This window comes from Paenibacillus sp. LX16 (assembly GCF_036252815.1).
Lineage (GTDB): Bacteria > Bacillota > Bacilli > Paenibacillales > Paenibacillaceae > Paenibacillus > Paenibacillus polymyxa_B.
This window is the reverse complement of record NZ_CP141152.1, coordinates 4,433,707-4,452,220: the sequence shown is the minus strand read 5'-3', so window position 1 is coordinate 4,452,220 and position 18,514 is coordinate 4,433,707. Positions and strand designations below refer to the sequence as shown.

Annotated in this window: 13 protein-coding genes and 1 tRNA gene; 11 read left to right on the top strand and 3 right to left on the bottom strand. The window is 45.3% G+C overall.

Annotation, left to right across the window (positions count from 1 at the left end):
• Positions 1–273: 273 nt before the first annotated feature.
• The 5 genes from T3H97_RS19885 to T3H97_RS19865 all read left to right on the top strand — a co-directional run bounded on the left by T3H97_RS19885 (position 274) and on the right by T3H97_RS19865 (position 8,009).
• Positions 274–1,602: an ABC transporter substrate-binding protein gene (locus T3H97_RS19885; RefSeq protein WP_103050149.1), complete on the top strand. Its 1,329-nt coding sequence runs from the start codon at positions 274–276 to the stop codon at positions 1,600–1,602.
• 73 nt (positions 1,603–1,675) lie between these two features.
• Positions 1,676–2,569 carry a carbohydrate ABC transporter permease gene (locus tag T3H97_RS19880; protein WP_103050150.1) on the top strand — a complete coding sequence of 298 codons (894 nt, stop codon included), beginning with the start codon at positions 1,676–1,678 and terminating at the stop codon, positions 2,567–2,569.
• Positions 2,569–3,387: a carbohydrate ABC transporter permease gene (locus T3H97_RS19875; RefSeq protein ID WP_103050151.1), complete on the top strand. Its 819-nt coding sequence runs from the start codon at positions 2,569–2,571 to the stop codon at positions 3,385–3,387. Before T3H97_RS19880 ends, T3H97_RS19875 begins: the two co-directional genes overlap by 1 nt.
• A 23-nt stretch (positions 3,388–3,410) precedes the next feature.
• Positions 3,411–4,757: a GH1 family beta-glucosidase gene (locus T3H97_RS19870; RefSeq protein WP_328800646.1), complete on the top strand. Its 1,347-nt coding sequence runs from the start codon at positions 3,411–3,413 to the stop codon at positions 4,755–4,757.
• A gap of 18 nt (positions 4,758–4,775) precedes the next feature.
• On the top strand, positions 4,776–8,009 hold the full coding sequence (locus tag T3H97_RS19865; protein ID WP_328800645.1) for a cellobiose phosphorylase: 3,234 nt from the start codon (positions 4,776–4,778) through the stop codon (positions 8,007–8,009).
• An 88-nt stretch (positions 8,010–8,097) separates the two neighbouring features.
• Here T3H97_RS19865 and T3H97_RS19860 read toward each other — a convergent pair whose 3' ends face one another.
• The 3 genes from T3H97_RS19860 to T3H97_RS19850 all read right to left on the bottom strand — a co-directional run bounded on the left by T3H97_RS19860 (position 8,098) and on the right by T3H97_RS19850 (position 10,343).
• Entirely contained in the window at positions 8,098–8,862 is a 765-nt protein-coding gene (locus T3H97_RS19860; RefSeq protein WP_328800644.1) for an exodeoxyribonuclease III, read from the bottom strand.
• Positions 8,863–8,878: 16 nt separating this feature from the next.
• On the bottom strand, positions 8,879–9,958 hold the full coding sequence (locus T3H97_RS19855; protein ID WP_328800643.1) for a hypothetical protein: 1,080 nt from the start codon (positions 9,956–9,958) through the stop codon (positions 8,879–8,881).
• Between the two features lie 311 nt (positions 9,959–10,269).
• Positions 10,270–10,343, bottom strand: a tRNA-Arg gene (locus T3H97_RS19850).
• Positions 10,344–10,600: 257 nt separating this feature from the next.
• Between T3H97_RS19850 and T3H97_RS19845 the strand changes: the two genes are divergently transcribed.
• The 6 genes from T3H97_RS19845 to lonB all read left to right on the top strand — a co-directional run bounded on the left by T3H97_RS19845 (position 10,601) and on the right by lonB (position 18,411).
• On the top strand, positions 10,601–11,509 hold the full coding sequence (locus T3H97_RS19845; protein ID WP_013311626.1) for a hypothetical protein: 909 nt from the start codon (positions 10,601–10,603) through the stop codon (positions 11,507–11,509).
• A gap of 143 nt (positions 11,510–11,652) precedes the next feature.
• Positions 11,653–12,966 (top strand): trigger factor, encoded by a 1,314-nt coding sequence (tig, locus tag T3H97_RS19840; protein ID WP_028541569.1) that lies wholly within the window; start codon positions 11,653–11,655, stop codon positions 12,964–12,966.
• Between the two features lie 411 nt (positions 12,967–13,377).
• Positions 13,378–13,968 (top strand): ATP-dependent Clp endopeptidase proteolytic subunit ClpP, encoded by a 591-nt coding sequence (gene clpP, locus T3H97_RS19835; RefSeq protein ID WP_016324659.1) that lies wholly within the window; start codon positions 13,378–13,380, stop codon positions 13,966–13,968.
• A 12-nt stretch (positions 13,969–13,980) separates the two neighbouring features.
• The gene (clpX, locus tag T3H97_RS19830; RefSeq protein WP_023989972.1) at positions 13,981–15,237 is read left to right on the top strand and encodes an ATP-dependent protease ATP-binding subunit ClpX; all 1,257 of its coding nucleotides are present in this window, start codon (positions 13,981–13,983) and stop codon (positions 15,235–15,237) included.
• Positions 15,238–15,347: 110 nt separating this feature from the next.
• The gene (gene ispG / locus T3H97_RS19825; protein WP_025718670.1) at positions 15,348–16,466 is read left to right on the top strand and encodes a flavodoxin-dependent (E)-4-hydroxy-3-methylbut-2-enyl-diphosphate synthase; all 1,119 of its coding nucleotides are present in this window, start codon (positions 15,348–15,350) and stop codon (positions 16,464–16,466) included.
• Positions 16,467–16,683: 217 nt separating this feature from the next.
• Complete coding sequence (gene lonB, locus T3H97_RS19820; protein ID WP_328800642.1) at positions 16,684–18,411, top strand: ATP-dependent protease LonB; 1,728 nt, start codon at positions 16,684–16,686, stop codon at positions 18,409–18,411.
• The last annotated feature ends 103 nt before the right edge of the window (positions 18,412–18,514 follow it).

Genomic DNA, 18,514 nt, shown 5'->3' with positions numbered 1-18,514 from the left:
CAACTAAACTGATTTAGTTAAATTCACTTTGTTTTTCAAACTTAATGATTACTCGTATTCTATGCTACCTCATAGAAGTGAGTCAACCGTGCTAATAAAGGATGTTTCCTAATATTTTAAAGAGTAATAACGATAATTTGTGTTTTTTTTGATAATTTACAAATCTCTATTTACAAATACAGGCTATCCGATACATAATAGTAGCTGTAATTAACTAAACCGCTTTCGTAAAGTGGATGCATTTATTCTAAGATTACAGGGGGGACTTTTGCAATGCTGAAAAAGTGTTTTTCTTTACTTATTGTAACCGCTTTAATAGTGGTATTGGCTGCTTGCGGCAAAGGTGGTGAAGCTGGACAGAACGGGAATAAAAAGGTCACGTTAAAGATTATTCATTGGCAGCAAGAAAATATTAATAACTATATAAAGGAATTTAATAAAAAGTTTGAAGAGAAGTATCCCGATGTTCAGGTGGAGTATACGACGGTTCCTGCTGATTCAACGTATGATCAACTGATGCAAACGCGTATGAATGCTGGTTCAACCGGTGATGCAGACATTATTCCTTTGAAATTCAGCTTCGTAGGCGCACCGCAGGAATGGTCTAAGGGAGCAGCTGATCCGATGTGGAAGCAGTGGATTGAGGGAGGACTCATTGCAGATCTGTCGGATCAAGCTTTTATCAAAAACTATAATCCTACAGATGTCAAAAATGCCATGACCTACAACGACAAAGTATATGGTGTAAACATGGGAAAGGTGGCCCTGACAGGTCTGTTTTACAACAAAGAGATTTTTGAAAAATATAATCTTGCTGTGCCGACGACATGGGACGAACTGGTGAATGTGATGAAGGTGCTCAAGGATAATGGGGTAGAACCGCTTGGTTTTGGCGGTAAGGATGTATGGCCTATTAACCTTGCTGTCCAAGGGCTTCAAGCCTCTATCCATGATGATCAGCTGGAATATATCAAAGGGCTGTGGACAGGTAAGACGAAGCTGACAGACCCCGCCCAGCTTGAAGTGCTGGAAAAAACACAAGTTTTGATGAACAACGCCATTAGTGGATTTATGGGGATTGACTATGGAACCTTGCCAAGCTTGTTTGCTTCAGGGCGTGTAGCTATGATTGCGGATGGTACGTGGGATGCAACTACGATTCAGACAGCCAATCCAGAGCTGAAATTTGGATATTTCCCAATTCCAGGTAGTAATGATCCTGCCAAAAATAAAAATCTAGCAGGCAAGTACGATATGACCTGGCTGGTATTGGATAAATCGCCAAACAAGGATTATGCGATCAAATGGCTTGAAATGCTCTCCGAGAAGCAGAACTATACCGATTTCGTAAACGCTGCTGGATTTTTGCCAACACAGTCTGATGTGAAGATAAGCAGCGACTTTGTTAATGAAATCCAGCCTTCACTGGAAAACTTCAAGCTCTCTTGGGATCAGTTGTTTATCAATCGTAAGAATGTTGGACAGTACATTAAGGAAGCCAGCGTACATGCGGAATTTTTGGCACCTGCCGGTCCGTTAAAGACGCCTTTGGAGCTTGCCCAGAAATCTCAGGCAGACTGGGATGCGGCAGCCCCTAAATAAATCTATAGATTTTACAGGAAAACAAATGGGCAACTGCAAAGCTCCCATAATAATGTAAAAAGGTGTGAGACCCATGTATCCCTTCGGAAAGGGTGCGGCACGGATAATGCCCTATCTTTTGCTGAGTATTCCGGTGCTGCTCTATTTGCTTCTTGGTTTTGGACCCTCTATGGTAACCGTGCTTTTTTCCTTTACAGATGCTACCGGGGTTCCGGGGCAGACGTGGCATTTTATCGGATTCGAGAATTACACGACCTTTTTCACCTCCTCCGACTCTGGAGATCGCATCGCTTCCATTGGCCGTTCCTTATATTTTGCCGTAGCGGTGGTTGTGATTCAAAATGCAGTAGGGCTGTTCATGGCCATCCTTATTAATAAAAAGCTCAAAGGGGATATGTTGTATCGCTCTGTATTTTTCCTGCCGGTTGTGCTCGGGGTAACGGTATCCGGCCTGATCTGGCAACTGCTTGCCAATCCGCTTGGGGGTCCTGCGCAAGCCTTGATGAACTTTTTTGGAACCAGCTCCAACTTCTTCGGGGATTACGATATTGCATTTGAGTTAATTATTTTTGTGCAAATTTGGATGTACATGGGTTACTCGATGACTATTTTCTTAGCCGGACTCCAATCTATCCCCAGTGACTTATACGAAGCAGGGTATATGGACGGTGCCTCTGGATGGAAAGCGTTCAAAAATATTACTTTTCCGATGATTGCTCCTTCCTTTACCGTCAATATGCTGCTGTCCATTATCGGCGCATTGCAGACCTTTGACATTATTTATGTGCTGACAGGTGGTAAATTCAACACGACGACACTTGCGTTTGATGTATATGCGACTGCCTTTGGTACTGGGACGTCAGATTACGGCCTTGCTTCCGCAGTTGCTATGATCCAGTTCGTATTCGTGTTTACGGTATCTATGATTGCCCTGTATTACTTACGTAGAAGAGAGGTGGAAATGTAATGAGCAGTACCAAAGGAGCCAAAATACTGAGCTACATTATCGTACTGCTCATGCTTTCGTTGTATGTGTTCCCGCTTTTCTACCTTTTTAATGTATCGATGAAGACTCAAAGTGAGTATCTGATGGACCCTGTAGCTCTAGCCAAGAGTATACGCTTGGAGAATTTCATGGATGCTTGGGAAAAAGGAAACTTCTCTCAATACATGTGGAACAGCATTTTGTATACAGGCGTATCTACGTTATTAACGCTGATTATATCCGTGTTTGCGGCTTTTCCGCTGGCGCGGGGATACGTTAAGTACAGCACCTTCTTTTATGTGTTTTTCCTGATATCCATGTATCTCCCGAATCCGCTGATTCCGCAATTTGCTCTCATTAATAGCCTGGGACTTTACAATACCCAGCTTGGTTTTATTTTGCTGAAAACAACAGGTACCGGCATCGCTTTTCTGATGTTTGTGGGGTATATCAAGTCTGTCTCCCGAGAGCTGGATGAAGCGGCTGCCATGGACGGGTGCGGATATTCACGATATTTGTTTACAATTCTTGTCCCGCTGATGAAGCCGGTGTTGGCAACAGGCATTATTTTGACAGCGATTGGGGCGTGGAATGACATTATAGGTCCTACTATTTATTTGTCTGATCCTGCTTATCAGCCAGTGACCAAGGGATTGTTCTCCTTCTACGGACAATACATGAACAACTGGCCGCTGCTCGCTTGCGGCATTCTGATTGTTACACTACCGCTCGTTATTTTGTATATTTTCCTCCAGCGCTTTATTGTCGGCGGTGCAATGGCCGGAGCTGTGAAGTCTTGATTCCTGAAAGGATGATACCGAGTATGAGTGAGAATACCTATACATTCCCCACCACGTTTATGTGGGGAACTTCGACCTCTTCTTATCAAATTGAAGGTGGCGTGGATGAGGAAGGAAGAACGCCTTCTATTTGGGATACTTTCTGTCGAGCACCCGGGAAGGTGATAGGAGGGGACTGCGGAGATGTGGCTTGTGACCATTTTCACCGCTTTAAGGAAGACGTGCAATTAATGAAGCAACTTGGCTTTTTACATTACCGTTTTTCCGTGGGCTGGCCGCGCATTATTCCCGCACCCGGCGTGGTTAACGAACAGGGGTTGCTCTTCTATGAGCGTCTGCTGGATGAGATTGAGTCGGCCGGGCTAATTCCAATGCTGACGCTGTATCATTGGGATCTACCGCAGTGGATTGAGGACGAAGGCGGTTGGACGCAGCGAGAGATTATCCAACATTTTAAAACGTATGCTTCTGTAATCATGGATCGATTTGGACAACGTATAAGCTGGTGGAATACGATAAATGAGCCCTACTGCGCCTCTATTTTGGGCTATGGCACAGGAGAGCATGCCCCCGGCCATGAGAACTGGAGGGAAGCCTTTACTGCCGCTCATCATATTCTGATGTGTCACGGGATAGCCATGAACTTACACAAGGAAAAGGGACTGACGGGCAACATCGGTATTACGCTGAACATGGAGCATGTCGATGCAGCCTCTGAACACCCCGAAGATGTAGCCGCTGCTGTCCGGCGGGATGGTTTTATTAATCGATGGTTTGCCGAACCATTGTTTAACGGGAAATACCCTGAGGATATGGTGGAATGGTACGGGGCGCACTTGAATGGATTGGATTTTGTACAGCCTGGTGATATGGAGCTGATTCAGCAGCCAGGGGATTTTTTGGGCATCAACTACTACGCCCGCAGTATCATTCGAGCGACTTCAGACGCTTCGTTGCTTCAAGTCGAGCAGGTTTCCATAGAGGAACCGGTAACGGATATGGGATGGGAGATTCACCCTGAATCCTTTTATAAGCTGCTAACGCGGATTGAGAAGGATTTTTCCAAGGGATTACCCATCCTGATTACGGAAAACGGAGCAGCGATGAAGGACGAACTGGTGAATGGAAAGATTGAGGACATTGGACGTCAGTATTACATTGAGGAACATTTAAAGGCATGCCATCGCTTTATTGGGGAGGGAGGTCAGCTTAAGGGCTATTTTGTCTGGTCATTCCTCGATAACTTTGAATGGGCCTGGGGATACAGCAAACGTTTTGGTATTATACACATCAATTACGACACGCAGGAACGGACACCCAAACAAAGTGCGCTGTGGTTCAAGCAAGTGATGGCGAATAACGGGTTTTAAATAGAAAAGGGGTGCACGATGCAGCAGTATTATTTTGACGATCAAGGACGTTTTGTGATTGAGAATTATGCGCAGGCCAAGCCCTTTTCCAGTTTTCTACCCGGTATTGCTGGTGTTCAGGGAATTCCGCTGTGGGCGTATTATGTTAATCGTGGACAAGGAATTGCGAGCTTTGGTGTGGAGGATAAGAATGGAGCAATCATGGAGTTTTTTCCGGCCAACCGCAGCTATAGTCTCGTGCCGATACATGGCTTTCGAACGTTTTTAAAGGTGAAGATGCAGGGGGAGTGGAGCTATGTGGAGCCATTTTCGGCTGTGCATCCTGTGGAGCGTGAACAGCAAAAAATGCTGATATCCCGCCATATGCTGGAAATACACAGCTCTAATCCAGACACAGGGCTTGAGGTGCGTGTGCAATATTTCACACTTCCTCATGAAAGTTACGCTGCTTTGGCGCGCAAGGTGGAGATTGTCAATCATTCCGCTCAAGAGCTTGAACTGGAGGTGCTGGACGGCATGCCTGCCGTGCTGCCCTTCGGTATTGATAATGCGGCATACAAGGAGCTTGGACATACACTGAAAAGCTGGATGGATGTGTATAATCTCAACAATAGCATTCCTTACTATAAGGTGCGTGGAAGTACAGCAGATACAAGTGAGATTCATCAAATTGAAGCGGGACATTTTATGTACAGCTTTGTGGAGGAGGAGGGCAAGACCAGGCTATTGAGTCCAATTGTCGATCCGTCCGTAATATTTGGTGAAAATACGGCACTGACCTTCCCGGATCGCTTTATCCAAACACGCGTCGAAGACTTGGTTTCACAGCAGCCTGTGACGACGAATAAAGTGCCTTGTGGATTTAGTGGCTACACAGCACGACTAGCGGCAGGTACTGCCGTCAATCACTGTACGATCATCGGGCATGTGAATGATATTCACTCTATCAATGAACGGATTACGGAAATTGCGACCATACCTTATATCGAGCGGAAGGCGGAGGAAGCCAAAGCGTTGATCGAAGAGTTGACGGATGAAATGGCAACGCGGACATCCATTCCGTTATTTGACGAATATTGCCGTCAGAACTATCTGGATAACCTGTTACGTGGTGGTTATCCATTGTTGCTGGACAACGGCACCGAGCAACCATTTGTATATCATGTATTTTCACGCAAGCATGGGGATCTGGAACGGGACTATAATTTCTTTAAGCTCCAGGCGGGATATTATTCTCAAGGAAATGGTAATTTTCGCGATGCAAATCAGAACCGGAGAAATGATGTGTGGTTTAACCCCGGCATAGGAGATTTCAATATCCGTTTGTTTATGAGCCTGATTCAGCCGGACGGCTATAATCCGCTTGTTGTAAAGGGGTGTAGCTTTCAAATACGAGAGCTGGAACCGTTGCTGGGACAGGTGGAGGTGGCAGATCATTTGTCTTTGCGTGCTTTTTTCCGATCGTCGTTCACCCCGGGTGAGCTGATTCAACATATCATTCATGATAACATCGCGCTAAAGCAAACGGTTGAGACGTTTGTAACCGAAGCTCTCAAGCATTCCGAGCAATGCTATGAGGCTGATTTTGGTGAAGGATTCTGGATCGACCATTGGACATATAACATGGATTTAATCGAAAGTTATCTAAGTATCTATCCAGACAAACAAGAGGAACTCTTGCTCGCGACCCGAGAGTACATGTATTACGACAGTCCGGCATGGGTACAGCCACGTAAAAACAAATACGTGCAGATGAAGGACGGACGTATCCGTCAGTACAGGGCGGTCGTGGAGAGCAAGGAGAAAGAAGCTCAGCTGCACGCCCGGGATCGCGATGTTCATTGGGTTCGAACCGAACATGGAAGCGGAGAGATTTATAAGTCCAATTTATATGAAAAGCTGCTGTCATTGGCAGCCATCAAGCTGTCCACGCTGGACCCAGAGGGCTTGGGAATTGAGATGGAGGCGGGCAAGCCGGGATGGAATGATTCCATGAACGGACTTCCGGGGCTGTTTGCTTCTGGATTCAGTGAACTGTGTGAATTACACCGACTTGTAAGATTTTTAATAAATGCACAGGTGAAGCTTTCGGGCGATGTTGTGCTACGGTTGCCGCGAGAAGTTGCTAACTTGATCCAACAGCTGAGGCTCACAATAGAGGAATACTACCACGATTCTGATGAGGCTGATTACAGGGATGAAAGCAAGGATTACAGCTTCTGGTCACGGATTTCGGATGCTAGAGAAGCGTACCGCGAATCAATTCGTTTTGGATTTGAAGGGGTAGAAACACCACTAGCATTTGATGATGTGCTGGTGTTTTTGCGCCAGGCTGAACGTAAACTCCAACAGGGGATGGATAAGGCTCTGCTTATCGGTGAGGGGATATACCCAACCTTCTTTTATTATGAAGCCAGAGAATTCGAGGTACAGGAGGATGACTGCGGGGGCAAATTCGTAAACATACATTCCTTCGAACGTAAAGATACACCATATTTCCTAGAGGGACCGACCCGGGCTATGAAAGTGGTAGGCGACAATGTAAATGGGCAGAAGCTGTATCGGCAAATCAGGCAGAGCGGGCTTTACGACAGAAATCTGGGCATGTATAAGGTGAATGAAAGTCTGGAAGAGCAGCCGTTTGAACTCGGTCGTTCCAGAGCTTTTACGCCGGGTTGGCTGGAAAATGAATCTATATTTATGCATATGGAATATAAATATTTACTTGAATGCTTAAGGGCGGGTCTATACACTGAATTTTTTTCAGACATCAAAAAAGCGTTGCCGCCTTTTATGGACCCAGAGGTCTACGGAAGAAGCACGTTGGAGAACAGCTCATTTATTGCTAGCAGTGCTAATCCTGATGCAAGTTTGCATGGAACGGGATATATCGCGAGGCTGAGCGGATCTACGGCAGAATTTATCCATATGTGGATATGGATGATGACGGGCGGGCAACCGTTTGGCTATGATCATCAGGGCCTATCCTTGAAGCTGGAGCCCAGGCTGCCAGGCTGGCTGTTTACAGCTACAGGTGAGTTATCTTTCTGTTTTCTCGGAAGCTGCCAGGTGACTTATTTTAATACGGATCGCAAGGATACTTATGCACCGAAATGCATAGTGACCCAGTATGTACTGCATTACGCCAGTGGCGAAAAGAAGACGATAAGCCAGGCTGTATTAGATCAAAAAGAAGCGCAAGATGTGAGAGATCGCTTGATTTCCCGTATCGAGGTATATTTGGGGACATAGCTCCATGAATTAAAGCCGTCATGCTGCCATAACAGAGCATAACGGCTTTTTAAGATTTCATAAATCCTTGTGTCAGGGCAGGGGGGACCTATGCTGAAATATCTTGCAAATCCAATATCACAGGGCAGTGGTCACTGCCTGTAATATGACAATCAATGCTCGCATCCATCAAAAGCGGACGAAGTCTCTCCGAGACGAGGAAGTAATCAATCCGCCAGCCGATATTCCTTTCTCTCACCTTCGGCATATAGGACCACCAGGAATAAACATCCGTCCGGTCAGGATAAAAGGTTCTGAAGGTATCTATAAATCCGGCGTCTAGCAGCTGTGACATGCGTTCCCGCTCCTCAGGCGTGAATCCAGCATTTCCGTAGTTAGCTTTGGCATTTTTGAGGTCGATCTCCTGATGAGCTACGTTCAAGTCTCCACAAACGATGACAGGCTTCAAAGCATCCAATTGTTGCAGGTAGCTGCGAAAACGGTCTTCCCATTCCAGTCTGTAGGGCAGTCGGGATAAGTCCCGTTTGGTATTCGGTGTGTACACATTGACGAGATAAAATTTTTCGAATTCCAGAGTAATGGTTCGGCCCTCCGGTTCTTCATTTTCTTCAAGTCCATAATGCACAGAGAGCGGCTTGATTTTGGTGAAAATAGCTGTACCGGAATATCCTTTTTTCTCAGCATAATTCCAGTATTGTGTGTATTCCTCCATGTTCTCCATGAGGATTTGACCTTCTTGAAGTTTCGTTTCCTGTACGCAAAAAATATCGGCATTTGTTTCTTTTAGATAAGTATAAAACCCTTTGGTCACACAGGCTCTTAAGCCATTTACATTCCAAGATATTAATTTCATTTGATTAATCTCCTTGCTAATTCACGCGGTCAAGCGATGTGATTTGTATATCCTTTGTTGACATAAGCTTATAAATGTCTTCTATCTGGACTTCATAGGTCTTTTCATCAAAATGGTCCTGACCAAACATATAATCGTTTATTTCTATTGCCTTAAGGTTTCGTTTGGTATTCATAGTCGAAGGGAAGTATTCGATATCTAATGAGGCTTTATTTCCGGCCAACACTGTCTTGAGAACTTTCGCGGTTTGTAATACCCGTTCTTTTTCCAATGGCAATCCTGAGTCAGTTAGATCCTCGAATACAATTATACGAATATACTGATCGCCGACCGCTTCGGGATTCAGTTTAAAATCGTCGTATTCTTTGATCATTTTATCCGTAGTCCCTTCTTGCACCCCAGAATGAACAGCGGCTGAATCATCGTAAAGCTTCTGTATAACGGGTTTGAGTTTCATGTCCAGTTGGCTCTCCCAAAGGGTGTTAAGATAATTTTCTCTAAATGGGACATCCTCATAAGGACGCTTAGTCATGTTAAAGAGGACGGAAGGATGACGATTAGAGATCGCCTCCATGGTATATTCAGTGGAGGGAATACTATGATAGCTAATATTTTGAATTTGAAAGTCCTCTCCGTATTTCTGCTCAAGATATTGCTCTGATTCTGCGGCTACGTTGCGTTTATTTTCACCTGTTTGTGTAAAAGGCTCGATAATATCTACGTATTTCATTGTGACTGCAAGAAGTAGAAGTGTAGCTCCCAAAGCGAGACTGAGTAAAGTGCGCCATTTGGAAGGCAAGGATACACCCGTCGGTGCTCTCTCCGCATGGTGTGGAATTTGAAAAGATCGTACTGTAAAAACAATGCCTAAAATGTGAAAAAAAATGGCCAACGGTCCCGAGATAATAAGCAGGTATCCGAGAGAAAACATTGTAAAATAGATCAGAATTCCCTGTGTGATGATAAGAGCCGCTCCTCCAATCATATAGGAAGGAATGACGAGATAAAACATACCCAATCCAGTACCTAATATGGAAAGCAAAGTGGCAACAAAACGATGAATTTCCCGCGATTTTTGGAGTTTATTCGTAGTCAAGGGAGTCAGTTTACCTCCTTTACTTAAAAATGGTGCAACATGATAGATGATAGCAATTTCTGCGTTTTTTTGAAAGAGTAGAGACTTGAAATCAGTGCCTAAAGTAGCGTTGGGCAGACTACTCTTTCTACATTATTTATAATGAAAAAAAGCTCCCTTGCGGAAGCTTTTTTTGGTGTAATATATCAGGAGAGAACTCCCCTATGGTCGACTACGAATTATAGGCTAACGATGCCGATGGCCCGACGTTCCCCCGTGGTTTATCTCATGAGAACAAAAAAAGCCTCCATTATGGAAGCTTCTTGTTATGACGTCCCAGGAGGGATTCGAACCCCCGACCGACGGCTTAGAAGGCCGTTGCTCTATCCAGCTGAGCTACTGGGACATAAAATTCAAGCGAATATTAATATAACATATGGACAAAAGAAATTCAAGTCTTATTTTGCATATATCGCTTATTTAAGCTTTATACAGCATAAATTCTGAGTAGAAGTAGTTTTTTTTGCCTTATAAAAGGGTATGTTAGAATACAGGTGAATATGTGTAAGACGAGTGGTTGGACTTCGGCTACTGTTTCTCATATAATCTACAAATACTTGAGCTTGCGAAGGAGAGGGGGTGCCTTGAATAAAGGACTCCAAGGTGACGACAAAAGAAAATAATATTGTATTGTTTCCGAAGACACTGGACTATTATCAAATTCAACTTACTGTGATGCTTGAAAACGAACGTTACGGAGAGGCGATGGCGATGCTGCGTTTTTTAATGCAGTGTCAGGGACAGGAGCAGAAGCAATACGATGAATGGAACGCTCTATTACAATGGCTGGAAGCTGCATTTCCACAGTACGCTGACAGCGGAGCGGTAACGGACGCTGTGGAAGAAGAAGTCAGTGAAGTAGAGTTAGCTCGCCGTCATGCACGCTTTAAGCAGGAGCAGGATGCAGGCTACGGCAACAAGCTGTTGCGGATGGCTATGGATGAACCCTTATCCGAACAGACGATTTTAGCGTTGGAGCAGTTGTCCTATCTGGAACTGCCAGAAATCGACGATGCCTTGCTTCGCTGGATTACGGAACGGGAAATCCATCCGTTACTTCAATTCCGTGTTCTACAGACCATGCGACGACGCGGAATGGAAGGGACGATAGAAATCAGACGGGGTGATGAACAAGCGGAAATCGACATTGAAACGGTTCCGTTACAGCCAGGTGATTTTCCAGAGTCGATTATGCGTATTTTGGAACGGGTGGCTGATCAGACTGAGGTGCACGAGCCTACACTATTCTATTTTGCACAGGAGCTGTGGTCACAGTTTGTGATGGCAGTATACGGTACGAAAGATTATAGATCAATGTTGGTGGAAGAGGACGGAATGCCGGATATTTGGGCTGCAGCACTCCACCAGACAGTTTCGGAAAGTTTGAACGGAAATAATAATGAGGAAGAAACCCGTGCTATATATGGTATTACAGATGCGTTGCGCTTCCGTTTTGAGCAGGCGTATCGGTCGATGCGACTATTCGTAGCGGCGGGAATGAACACTCCTTAATGACCGGAAACGTTTACCTGTGAAGCATTCAAAGGGCTGCTCTTGAAAAAGACAGTAATGTTAGATATACTATAGTGGTTATTTTGTGTGCGTTGATTGTAATGAAAACTAAGTGAAGATTTTGTTGGAGGGGAAAGCATAAAATGAAAGCAACTTGGGAGAAAATAGAGAAGAACCTTGGGGTTCTTGAAGTTGAGGTTGACGCGGATCGTGTAGCCGCTGCACTCGACAAAGCTTTTAATAAAGTGGCAAAACAAGTAAGTGTACCAGGATTCCGTAAAGGTAAAGTACCACGTCCTATTTTTGAAAAACGCTATGGTATTGAAAGTTTGTACCAGGATGCAATTGACATCCTGTTGCCAGAAGCTTACAGCCAAGCTGTAGAGCAAACGGACATCTTCCCGGTTGACAGCCCTGACGTTGAAATTGATCAATTTGCTAAAGGCGAATCTTTCAAGTTCAAAGCGAAGGTTACTGTTAAACCTGAAGTAACTTTGGGCGATTACAAAGGCGTAGAAGTGCCTGTAAGCAAACTCGAAGTAAGCGACGAAGAACTGGCTCAAGAACTGGAGCGCCTGCAACAACGTCATGCTGAATTGGTTGTCGTTGATGAAGATGCTGCTCAATCCGGTGATACAGCTATTATTGACTTCGACGGTTCCGTGGACGGTGTACCGTTCGAAGGCGGACAAGCCGAGAAGTATTCTTTGGAACTGGGCTCTAACACATTCATCCCTGGTTTTGAAGAGCAAGTGGTTGGTTTGCACACTGGCGATTCCAAGGACGTTGAAGTAACGTTCCCTGAGAACTACCATTCTGCTGACCTCGCTGGCAAACAAGCGGTATTCAAAGTGAAAGTTCACGAACTGAAACGCAAAGTTCTTCCTGAACTGGACGATGAATTTGCTAAAGATGTAAGCGAATTTGACACACTGGCTGAATTCAAGGAAGACTTGAAAAAGCAATTGTTGGATCGTAAGGAAAACGAAGCTAAAGCAGCTCGCGAGGGTGCTGTAGTGGAGAAAGTTGCTGAGAATGCAACAATCGACATTCCTGAAGCAATGGTGAAGAGCGAAGTGCAAAACATGGTTCGCGATTTCGACAACCGTTTGCGTAGCCAAGGTATGAACCTTGAAATGTTCCTTGGATTCTCTGGTCAAAGCAAGGAAGACCTGGAAGAGCAAATGAAAGCTGATGCTGAGAAGCGCGTACGTAACAACCTCGTGCTGGAGCAAGTGGCTAAAGCAGAAAACATCGAAGTTTCCGAAGCGGAAATTGATGAAGAACTGAAAAACATGGCTGAAGCTTACAAACGTTCAGTTGAAGAAATCCGCAGCATTCTGGAAGGTAACGGCTCGTTCGCTAACCTGAAAGAAGAAATTTCACTGCGCAAAACGATTGCTTTGTTGGTGGAAAACAGCAAAGAAGTAGAAGCGCCAGTTGAAGCTGCTGAGTAATTCAGACGATAAAATATACGGAGTATGCTGTAACAAGCTGCAACGTAGCAATTAGATAGGGATAAGGCACGTAGTGAAAGTTACGTGCCTTATTTTTACCTTTGGTAACCCAAATTTTAGTCGTTTATGGAAAGTGCTGTGAGTCGTGTTTTTTTGTTTTACATAAGTCACTACCGTATATTTGCACATACATACGAAACATGGTTAAATATGAGAAGGTCTCGGCAGAGTGTACTGTAAACAGCCCGCACTGCATATATGAGCGCATGCAAATATGACACGAGACTCTGAACATGTTAAAATATTTTGTAAGGTGTTCACGTTTCATGCTTGCTGCTTCCGTTTTAATGGGACATAAGGAAGCTGATGAATACAGGTGTTCATTTTAATAAAGAAAAGAGGTTGGTCGTGATGAGTCTCGTCCCTATGGTTGTGGAACAAACGAATCGAGGAGAACGATCTTACGATATTTACTCGCGGTTGCTTAAGGATCGTATTATTTTCCTAAGTGGCCCGATTGATGACGATGTCGCCAATCTCGTCATTGCACAGCTATTGTTCCTTTCTGCGGAAGATCCAGAGAAGGATATTAATTTGTACATTAACTCGCCAGGCGGTTCTGTAACTGCGGGCATGGGTATATATGATACAATGCAATTCATTAAGCCGGACGTATCGACGATCTGTGTAGGCATGGCTGCAAGTATGGGTTCGTTGCTGCTCACAGCGGGTGCGCCAGGCAAGAGATACGCGCTTACCAACAGTGAAGTCATGATCCATCAGCCGCTCGGTGGCATTCAAGGGCAAGCCTCCGATATGCTGATTCATGCGGACTGGATTATCAAAACACGTGCTAAGCTGAATCAAATCTATGTAGAGCGTACGGGTCAGCCCCTCGAAAAAATCGAACGTGATACTGACCGGGATTTCTTCATGGAAGCGGAAGAGGCAAAAGCATACGGTATCATAGACCAGGTGCTGTCTAAACCGATTAATCTGTAAAGGGGTGGCTCTATGTTTAAATTTAATGATGAAAAAGGACAATTGAAATGTTCTTTCTGCGGTAAATCTCAGGATCAGGTTCGCAAGCTTGTTGCTGGACCGGGCGTATATATATGTGACGAATGCATTGAGTTGTGCACGGAGATTGTAGAAGAGGAATTGGGTCATGAAGAAGAAGTAGATCTGAAAGACATTCCGAAACCAATGCAAATCCGTGACATTCTGGACCAATATGTCATTGGTCAGGATCAAGCGAAAAAATCGTTGTCTGTAGCGGTATATAATCACTACAAACGTATTAATACTCAAAACAAAATTGATGATGTGGAACTGCAAAAAAGTAACATTTTGATGCTTGGACCTACAGGTTCGGGTAAAACGTTGCTTGCGCAAACCATGGCTAAAATTTTGAACGTCCCTTTTGCTATCGCCGATGCCACTTCCCTTACGGAAGCAGGTTATGTGGGTGAAGACGTTGAAAATATTTTGCTGAAACTGATTCAAGCTGCTGATTATGATGTGGAAAAAGCCGAACGCGGCATTATCTACATTGACGAAATTGATAAAGTAGCCCGCAAATCCGAAAACCCGTCCATTACGCGTGACGTATCGGGTGAAGGTGTACAGCAGGCGTTGCTTAAGATTTTGGAAGGCACGGTTGCTTCTGTACCTCCGCAAGGCGGTCGCAAGCATCCACATCAAGAGTTTATTCAAATTGACACCACGAATATCCTGTTCATTTGCGGTGGTGCCTTTGATGGTCTGGAGCAAATGATCAAACGCCGTATTGGTAAAAAGGTTATCGGCTTCAACGCTACTAGCGAACAAAAAGATCTGAAACCAGGCGAATATACTTCAATGGTATTGCCTGAGGATCTCTTGAAATTCGGTCTGATTCCGGAGTTTGTAGGACGTTTGCCGGTTATTTCTACGCTGGAGCCGCTTGATGAGAACACATTGGTTCGTATTTTGTCTGAGCCGAAAAATGCGTTAGTCAAGCAGTATCAGAAGATGCTTGAACTGGATAATGTTACTTTGGAGTTTAAGCAAGATGCTCTGGAAGCCATTGCCCGTGAAGCCATCAAGCGTAACACGGGTGCCCGTGGTCTTCGTGCGATCATTGAAGGCATTATGCTGGATGTGATGTATGAGGTTCCTTCCCGTGATGATATCACTACTTGCGTCATCAATGAGCAGGTTGTAAAAGACAAAATCGCACCGGAACTCGGTGGTACAGATAAGGATAAAAAACAAGAAGAGAGCGCCTAAGGATTGATACTTCGCGATCTCTACAACATGAGAAGCCGGATCTCCACTTCACTAAACCTGTATGAGGTTTTAAGGGGTGGAGGTTTGGTGTTAATGGGAGAGAAAAGTACATGTTCTTAAGACAAGACACACGTCCCGTTAAAGTCGGGAATCTGACGATTGGCGGCAGCAATGAAGTCATCATCCAAAGTATGTGTACAACCAAAACAGCAGATGTGGAAGCAACTGTAGCCGAGATTCTTCGCTTGGAAGAAGCTGGATGCCAACTGGTGCGGGTTACCGTCAACAATGAGGAAGCTGCCGCAGCCATTAAGGAAATTAAAAAACGGATTCATATTCCGCTGGTCGCAGATATTCACTTTAATCACAAGCTGGCTCTACTGGCCATTGAAAATGGAATTGATAAGGTTCGCATTAATCCAGGTAACATTGGACGGCGTGAGAAAGTGGAAGCTGTCGTGAAGGCGTGCAAGGAAAAAGGGATTCCGATTCGGATTGGTGTGAACGCCGGATCATTGGAACAGCATTTACTTGATAAGTATGGCTACCCTACGCCAGAAGCGATGGTAGAAAGCGCACTGTATCATATCGGGATACTGGAAGAACTTGATTTCCATGACATTATCGTGTCACTGAAGGCGTCTGATGTTCCTATGGCGATTGCCGCTTATACGAAGGCCGCTGAAATTATTAAGTACCCGCTCCATCTGGGTATTACCGAAGCGGGTACGCTCTTTACTGGTACAGTTAAAAGCGCTGCAGGTATGGGTGCTTTGCTGGCCTCAGGCATCGGCTCTACAATGCGTATTTCGCTCAGTGCTGATCCGGTGGAAGAAGTGAAGGTAGCACGTGAGTTGCTCAAGACGTTTGGATTGATCACAAACGCAGCTACACTGATTTCTTGTCCGACTTGCGGACGTCTGGATATAGATCTGTTCTCTATTGCCAACGAGGTGGAGGACTACATTGCAAAACTCAAGGTACCGATTAAAGTATCAGTACTGGGTTGTGCAGTAAATGGCCCGGGTGAAGCGAAGGAAGCTGATATCGGAATTGCCGGAGCGCGTGGTGAAGGCCTATTGTTCCGTTATGGAAAAATGATTCGCAAAGTACCTGAGGCTGATATGGTCGACGAATTGAAAAAAGAAATTGATATCATCGTCAAGGCATATGAGGAAACAGGGAAAATACCTGGACGTGAAGAACGTCATACCGCCGAGAAGGTGTAGGCAAAAGCAGTTATTATAAAGAGGCATTGTCATAATCTATTGTCATCATTTAAACGCCGTGGAGAGCAGCTCTGCTACAGAACTGTTCTTCGCGGTGTTTTTGTATTTCTCTCTGATCTTTTGAAAGACCGCCGTTTAGCTATCGCGGAAAAGGAAATACTGTTTTTCATAGAGCGGCATTTTTCAAATTGCTAAGATGAGAAACGGAGGAAATACGATGGACTTGACTATGATTTTGTTATTGGTGCAAATGTTTTTCGGGATTGTTATTGGTCTGTATTTCTGGAACCTCCTGCGGAGCCAGAAAACGAACCGTAGTGCGGTGGATCGGGAATCCCGCAAGGAATTGGATAAGCTGCGCAAATTGCGCTCTATTTCACTTACCAAACCGTTGGCTGAACGCACACGTCCTGCCACATTACAGGATATCGTGGGTCAGAAGGACGGACTGCGCGCGCTCAAGGCCGCGTTATGTAGTGCGAATCCACAGCATGTCATTATTTATGGCCCACCGGGTGTAGGGAAGACGGCTGCTGCACGCGTGGTGCTGGAAGAGGCTAAGAAGAATCTGTCCTCCCCGTTCAAGGGAGATGCCAAATTCACGGAGATTGATGCTACGACGGCCCGCTTTGACGAGCGCGGTATTGCGGACCCGCTGATAGGTTCAGTGCATGATCCAATCTATCAAGGGGCAGGAGCGATGGGGGTGGCGGGTATCCCGCAGCCTAAGCCCGGGGCTGTGACGAAGGCGCATGGGGGTATGCTGTTCATTGATGAGATTGGTGAGCTGCATCCAACGCAGATGAATAAACTGTTGAAAGTACTGGAGGATCGCAAGGTATTTTTGGAAAGTGCGTATTACAACTCGGAAGATTCGAACACTCCTGCTTATATCCACGATATTTTCCAAAACGGTTTGCCAGCCGATTTTCGTTTGGTAGGTGCGACGACCCGTTCGCCGCATGAACTGCCACCTGCGATTCGCTCCCGGTGCATGGAGATTTATTTCCGTGCCTTGCAGCCACAGGAGATTGCTCGTATTGCAGAGGATGCTGTCCACAAGCTAGGCTTTGGCCCTTGTCCTGAGGCGGTAGAAGTTGTACAGCGTTACGCTACGAACGGTCGGGAAGCGGTCAATATGATCCAGCTGGCTGCTGGTTTGGCACTTACCGAGAAAAGGGAACGTCTCAATGCTTCCGACGTGGAATGGGTAGCGGGCAGCAGTCAAATTCAACCGCGTCCTGACCGAAAAATACCGGGCTTGCCGCAAATCGGATTCGTTAACGGATTAGCTGTATATGGCCCGAACATGGGGATGCTGCTGGAAATTGAAGTTACAGCAGTTCCGGTTCCTGAGGGGAAGGGGATTTATAATATTACGGGGGTCGTGGATGAGGAAGAAATTGGAGGTGGGTCCCGCACGCTACGCCGTAAGAGCATGGCTAAAGGTTCTGTGGAAAATGTTTTAACCGTTTTGCGTACGCTCGGATTATCTCCGTCGAATTACGATTTGCATATCAATTTCCCTGGGGGTACGCCGGTAGATGGCCCGTCCGCAGGAATTGCGATGGCAACAGCCATTGCTTCCGCGATGCGGGGAATTCCGGTGGATCATGAAATTGCTATGACTGGCGAAGTTAGCATCCATGGTCGTGTCAAACCGATTGGTGGTGTATTAGCCAAGGTTGAAGCCGCTTTTCAGGCGGGAGCCAAAAAAGTGATCATTCCGCAGGATAACTGGCAAGCTATTTTTGACAGCATTGAGGGTTTAAAAGTCATCCCCGTACAGTCGGTTACCGAAGTGTTCCGACATGTGTTTGGGGAAGAGATGACGTCAGATTTGCCTGTGCATGCGCCAATTGAGACTTTTCGCCCATCCCAATCTTCCTTGTTACAGGCTGATGGAACGCATAACGGGACGATATCAGATACAGGATCTTGCTGATAAACGACCCTTTCATTGGTTTTTTCATAAAACATTTGATAAAATATGAAAGATAACAACGTGAGGATTGTAAAATCCGGAACCTGAGAATCACTGGAGGTGC